The 6,069-nt window shown below is 69.9% G+C and carries 7 protein-coding genes and 1 pseudogene; 7 read left to right on the top strand and 1 reads right to left on the bottom strand.

Going from position 1 to position 6,069, the window contains the following annotated elements:
• The 6 genes and pseudogenes from AC5LSR_RS12085 to AC5LSR_RS12060 form a co-directional block, all read left to right on the top strand.
• Positions 1 to 235 (top strand): annotated as a pseudogene (locus AC5LSR_RS12085) (hypothetical protein); the annotation flags it as partial.
• The gene (locus tag AC5LSR_RS12080) at positions 222 to 980 is read left to right on the top strand and encodes a hypothetical protein (protein WP_493468465.1); all 759 of its coding nucleotides are present in this window, start codon (positions 222 to 224) and stop codon (positions 978 to 980) included. The pseudogene AC5LSR_RS12085 and the gene AC5LSR_RS12080, both read left to right, overlap by 14 nt.
• A 296-nt stretch (positions 981 to 1,276) precedes the next feature.
• Positions 1,277 to 1,576: a hypothetical protein gene (locus tag AC5LSR_RS12075; protein WP_493468464.1), complete on the top strand. Its 300-nt coding sequence runs from the start codon at positions 1,277 to 1,279 to the stop codon at positions 1,574 to 1,576.
• Positions 1,573 to 1,917, top strand: a complete 345-nt coding sequence (locus AC5LSR_RS12070) for a hypothetical protein (RefSeq protein ID WP_493465627.1) — start codon at positions 1,573 to 1,575, stop codon at positions 1,915 to 1,917. Before AC5LSR_RS12075 ends, AC5LSR_RS12070 begins: the two co-directional genes overlap by 4 nt.
• A gap of 262 nt (positions 1,918 to 2,179) precedes the next feature.
• Entirely contained in the window at positions 2,180 to 2,836 is a 657-nt protein-coding gene (locus AC5LSR_RS12065; protein WP_493465628.1) for a GmrSD restriction endonuclease domain-containing protein, read from the top strand.
• Between the two features lie 96 nt (positions 2,837 to 2,932).
• A complete protein-coding gene (locus AC5LSR_RS12060) occupies positions 2,933 to 3,091 on the top strand; it encodes a hypothetical protein (protein ID WP_493465629.1) in 159 nt (52 codons plus the stop codon).
• 184 nt (positions 3,092 to 3,275) lie between these two features.
• On the opposite strand, the gene AC5LSR_RS12055 is transcribed toward AC5LSR_RS12060, so the two are convergent.
• The gene (locus tag AC5LSR_RS12055) at positions 3,276 to 5,273 is read right to left on the bottom strand and encodes a DNA/RNA non-specific endonuclease (RefSeq protein ID WP_493465630.1); all 1,998 of its coding nucleotides are present in this window, start codon (positions 5,271 to 5,273) and stop codon (positions 3,276 to 3,278) included.
• Between the two features lie 483 nt (positions 5,274 to 5,756).
• Between AC5LSR_RS12055 and AC5LSR_RS12050 the strand changes: the two genes are divergently transcribed.
• Positions 5,757 to 6,069: NAD-dependent epimerase/dehydratase family protein (locus AC5LSR_RS12050; protein ID WP_493468463.1), on the top strand; the 313-nt coding region annotated here is incomplete at its 3' end.

The raw sequence follows: 6,069 nt of genomic DNA, 5'->3' as shown, positions 1-6,069 counted from the left end.
TCTCGACGTCGTCGGTCGAGCCGGGGGTTGCGCGGTGCTGATACCCACTCCCGCCCACCTGTCCCCGGTGCCGGCCGTCCGTGCGGCCATCACCGCGGACCTGGACACCCTCGACGCCTGGACGATCATCCTGCGGGCCGGTGACCACCCGGCATCACCAGCCCTGGTCGGGAGGCTCCCTCGACCACGGCAACCCCTCCCGGACAACGCCGGCCGCCGCCATGACCATGGATAGTCCACCCGGGGGTGTGTGCGGCGGCCGGGACAGCGCCGCCCTGGCCGCCGCACACCCTCCCCTTCCCGTTCTCCTGCCGCACCGGCAGCCGCAGCTCGGCCCGCTCCGGCCCGTCCCTGTCGTGGACGATCTCGTCCTTCTGCGTCGGGTCCGTGACCGGCTCCGGGCGCTCCCCGACCATGCCGCTCCGACCAGGAGGAACCCGACCATGCTGACCGCCGTCCGCACCGCGCAGGCCCGCCCGCGTCGCACCCCGCCCAGCGAGGACGACGCACAACAGGCGGGGCCGGATGGGCGTCACACGGCCGGCTACCCACTGCCACGGGCAGAACTCTCGACCGGCCCTGCTGGCGCGCGACCGCGCATACCGAGGTCCGCGTGCGCGTCCCCGCGCCCCGATCATCCCGCCCCGCGGCCGGGACACCCCGCCGACGGCGAGAACACCGCGGACAGCATGGCGGGGACGGCAGAGGGAACCACCCCCGTCCGAGGGGAGATCCGCGCCTACGCCGTCCTCGACGGTGTCGGCGAACAACTCGCCGCTTTCACCGACTGGGACCACGCCCACGCCTGGGCCCACGACACCGCACACCGCGGGGACGTCATGCTGCCGCTACAGGTCGAGGACAGAACCCAGCGGATCACCCGGTACGTCACCCTCACCACCTGCGAAATGGTCACCTGGACGGTGTTCACGAGAAGCGACAGATGCGACCACCCCGCCGTGAACCATCACCCGCCGTGACGGCCAACAGCAGTCTGCCCCCTGACGTCCCCCGCCGGTCTGCTGACACGATCCGGGCCGGCGGGGTGACCGGGTGTGGGCAGGCAGCCCGTCTGCCTGCCCACATTCTGGAGAAATCCTTTGCACGCGGCGACCGGCGGGCTGTCCTCGTATGCCAGAAAACGTCGTGATGCAGGAGTCGACGATGCGCACCGAATCATCTGTGAGCGCAATATGGAATGCTGCTTTTACCCGGATACGGGCCGCGACGTGGCATCGCGGCCGCCCGGCGCGGACCGGTGCGGTGTGACAACCCGATGATGGCCGGGCCTGCGCACATACCCGGCCGGCCAGGCGCCGCGCCGACGGTGACCGCCGGGGCATTCCTCGTCCTCGATGCCGAGCGGGAAGTGGTGGCGAGTTTCGTCACCACCGACTGGGCCATCGCGCACGCATGGTTTCATCGCATTGCCGCCGAACCACAGGTCCGGCAGCCCGTCACCTTGGAAGACTTCGTCGGCCGGCGCGCCTGGGCCTTCGAGAGAAACGCGTGTGTTTCCGTGGCATGGATATCGTCATACCCCGCCCGTCACGACCGTTACGAGGAGCTTCCGTGACCAGCATCCACGGCACGCCGGACGAGAAAGACCGTGATCCTGTACGGGATGTTCCCTACGAGCCGCCGGAGCTGACCACCCTGGGTGGCCTGGACGTCCTGACGAAGGGGGCGTACTCCCGTGACACTTCCGACGACAGCGACGCGCGCTCCCCGTCACTGTCAGGAGCCTGCGTGAGCACACCGGAGACGACCACCGACCCGCTGGCCGCCCGCCTCGCTGACTACGCCGCGGCGTTGCGCGCCACCGGCGCGATCCGCGCCGACCGGGTCCAGGCCGCGTTCGTCACCGTGCGCCGGGACCGCTGCCAGTCACCACCGAAAGTGCACCAGAGCCGTTAACTTGACACTCCCCCACAGCCGCATGCACGCCTCGACCTCACCTTTTTCCGCAAGCGGAACTTGCCGGCCATGGCTTTCCGGCGAGAACAACCCCTCCTGGGCCGCTACCCGGTGACAAACTATCGACGGGACGGCAAACCGGTGGCGGACGGATCGAAATCTTCGGGTTGGTGTTGCTCGCCGGTCAGGTAGCAACACCTGAAAAATCATCTTCTTCGTGGACGGTTGATGGGCTCATTTCCCCGCCTCGAAGAGGAGAGCCGTGTTCCGTTCCCTTGCCCCCTCGCGCCGCCGCTGGGCCCTCCTGGCCAGCGCGGCCCTGACCGCCGTCGCGCTGGCAGTGCTGACGACCCCGGCGTCGGCGACCCCGCCCAACATTCCGAGTAAAGCGACCGCGCAGGCCGAGCTCAACGCGCTGACCGTGGCCGCCGAGGGCAGCATGACCGGTTACTCCCGGGACCTGTTCCCCCATTGGATCATCATTTCCGGGACCTGTGACACCCGGGAAACCGTCCTCAAGCGCGACGGCACGAACGTGACGGTCGGCAGCAACTGCTACCCGACCTCCGGCTCCTGGTACAGCCCGTACGACGGTGCCACCTGGTACAGCCCGGCCGACGTCGACATCGACCACGTGGTGCCGTTGGCCGAGGCCTGGCGGTCCGGGGCCAGCAGCTGGACCACCAGCAAACGGCAGAGTTTTGCCAACGACCTGAGCTACCCGCAGCTGATCGCGGTCACCGACAACGTCAACCAGGCCAAGGGTGACCAGGACCCCTCCACCTGGCAGCCGCCGCTCTCCGGCTACCGGTGCACCTACTCGAAGATGTGGATCCGGTCCAAGTACCACTGGGGGCTGAAACTGCAGTCCAGCGAGAAGTCCGCGTTGCAGAGCATGCTGAACACCTGCTCCTCATGACAAGATCATGATGGAATTCCAGTCCCTGCTCACCGCCCCACCGGACGGGGGTGGACCGACGAGGTCGGCACGATCACCGGTGCGCCCGAACTGCGCATGATCTGCACCGACGGCGAGGCCGTCGCGTGGGTGCGCTACGCCGGAGCCCCGACCTGGAACACCCGCACCGGCGGCCGGACCCGCCTGCACGGCCCGCGTGATCATCAGGCGGTACCTGGGCTTCTGGTGACCGTGCTCCCCCGCTCCCACGGCTGAACGGCTCCGCTCATCGAGCAACGCCCTCGCCTGGTTCCCCGCGCGCCGGGGAACCAGGCGAGCCCGCAGGGCGAAGAGATCCCTCACCGTCGCCGACGGAGACTCGGAACCGGCACATGGGCGGGGCGTCGATGCACCTACGCGCCATGCCCGACCAAGAGCTCCGTGGGTGCAACCGGCCCCGTCACAGAACGATCTGCTGCGGATGAACAATCTCCCGGGCGCCGACCGCCGCCTCCCTGCGGTCCAGCGGGTCGGCCGCGGCAGCCGCGTCGAACGACAGCCGGGTCAGCGCCTCGATCCGCCGCACCGGCACCTGGTAGGTCTTGTAGGCGCCGTAGGAAAAGGCTTCCGGGGCGACCTCCAGCCCGTCGAGCAGGCTTTCCTGGCTGAGCAGGTAGGCGGTAGCCGACAGCCCGCCGCCGTCCTTAACCATCACAACGACTTTCCAGAACTGCCGGGGCAACTGCACCCCCCGGTACGGCTCGTCGTCCGGGCTGAGCACCGGACCGGTGAACACGCTGACCCTCAGGTCGTGGGTGTCGGCGTTCTCCAGGATGTAGTCCTCCAGGCCGGCCCAGGTGGTCTGGTTCTGGTTGAAGTCGGCGTGCTGCGGGGTGCAGTTGGTGAAGTGGAAGGTGTCGTCGTTGGCCAGCTTGGCGACCGTCCGGGAGGCGCCCCAGGCCGGGTCGAGCCGGCGGACGAGGTGGCCGCGGTCCAGCGGGTTGTCCCGGTAGACCTCCTCCCCGGTCTGCTCGTCGGCCGGCACCCGCGGGTCGAACGCCCAGCGGTCCGGTTCCCGGCGCAGCCGGAAACTGGCGTTGCCGTCGATGTTGACCGCGGTGAAGAACGCCAGCCGCCGCTGCCGGTTGAGCACGACGCTGAAGTGGTGGTAGGGCAGCACATAGGCCGGGTCCCCGTCGGCGGCGCGCCGGTTGACCGCCGCCAGCGGCAGCAGCTCGGCGGGCAGGGTGGGCAGCGGCACCCGATGGCCGTCACCGAGGAAGGCGGGGTCGTAGCCGCGGCGGCTGGCGTAGTCCGGGTCGATCCGGATCGCCTCGCCCGCCGCCGGCTGGTCGGAGCTGAGCAGGTCGGCGCGCAGCCGGATGTCGAACGGGACCGTCAAGGCCACCGACGGCCGTACATTGCCGACGGGCGGGGATGCCGCCGGCACGGCGGGGCGGGGCGCCGGTGGTGTGGCCTGGCCGGTCGGGTCGGTGAACAGCCGGTCGAGCAGCGTCTGCTGGGCCGGGGGCAGGTGGTGGCCGCGCAGGAACGCGGCCAGCCGGCTGACCCGGATGCCCTCGTTGATAATGCTGCCGAGTTCGCCGCCGGCGGGTGCCGGGACGCCGGCGTGGTGCAGGGCGACGATCTCCCACTGGTCGTTGAAGACCGGGGAGCCCGACGAGCCGGGTTCGGTGTCGGTTTCGTAGTGCAGGTAGCGGTCGAGGAGGTCCACGATCCGGTTTTCCCGCAACGCGACCTGCTTCTTCTCCCCCCGCGGATGCTGGATGATCGTGACGAAGTCCCCGATGATGGCCTTGCCCTCGGCCTCCACCAGCCGGTTGCACCCGAACGCGGCCAGCTGCGCCGGGGTTGCCTGCACCGCGACCAGGGCGAAGTCCAGCCCCTCATCGGCGAGGAAGAACCGGCGCGGGTCCAGCGCGAAACCCTGCAGCGGCAGCGGCCGGCCGTCGACCCCGTCCTGGTAGTCGAACTCGACGCTGCTGAAGGCCGCGGTGGCCGCGTCGGGCAGGACGTGCTGGTTGGTCAGCAGCAGCTCCGGGGAGACCAGCGAGCCGGTGCCGTAGCCGAGCAGCCGGCCCCGGTTGTCGCGGATGTTGATCCGGCCGACGGCCCGGGCGGCGGCCACCCCGCCTTCCAGGTAGCCCACGCCGAGGAGGTCGTTGACCTGGATGATCCGTTCGAGGATCGCGCCCGCGGCGGCCACCGCGGCTGGTTCCCCGGTGACAATCGCCGCCGGGTTGACCGGCCGGACGTCCGGGTGGTGGCGGCTGAGCCGGTCGATCCGGGAGGCGACCCGCGCCGGCTCGTCAGCCCGGGCGATCCCGCCTGGCTGGCGCAGGGTGTCGATCGTTCCGCGGCGCTGCCCGGTCCGCCTGGCCACCCGGGTGGCGACGGCCTCCTGCCGTTCGGGAGTGACAGCCCCGACCGGATCCATGACGATCCCCCCTTGACGCTCCACACGGCTGTCGGCGGGGTCGGCAGCCCGTAGGTCTGTCAGCGCCCGCCCGGTTCTCTCTCAGTGTGACCGGTTGGCGGCGGGATGCGGTAGCCACCCCGTGAGCGTGTGGGGCGGGCGCCAGGCAGCCGCGGTCGTGACTGCCTGGCAAGCCAATCCGGCCGCCCGTTGCTGGAGGGTAGGCGGGAACATCGTGCGCGGTTCGAAGGCGTCGCGGGGAGGTGCGGAAGACGTTCGTGGCCGGAGCGTGATGTGCTGGGAGACTCCGGCCGTGGATGCCGGTTCAGAATTGGATCATGGTGCGAATGTCGTGGCGTGCGGCGGCACGGGCGAAGGCTTCGCCCACCTGACTGTGGCGGACCATCTGCAGATAGGTGTATATGTGTGCCGCTCCCGCACCAATCTTGGTTGTAGGGCGATTCGTCCTGGCCTGTAGGGGCTTGCGTGCGGCAGCATCGGAGGGTGCGTGTTCTTCTGCTTGGTGGCACGTGGTTCCTCGGCAAGGCGGTGGCGGCCGACGCACTCGCACGGGGCTGGGCGGTGACCACGTTCACCCGAGGGCATTCCGGTCCTCCGCCGACGGGGGCGGTTGCCGTGACCGGGGACAGGACGAGCGGGCGTGACCTGGCCGCGCTCGCCGAGCACGGCCGTTGGGATGCCGTGATCGACACGTCCGCATCCGAGTTGGCGCCGCGGGATGTCCTGGCCGGGGCGAGACTCCTGGAGCCGCTGGCCGGTACCTATGTGTACGTGTCCACGGTGAATGTCTACCGGA

Source organism: Protofrankia sp. CiP1_Cm_nod4 (genome assembly GCF_982290645.1).
This window is presented reverse-complemented; position numbering and strand designations above follow the sequence as displayed.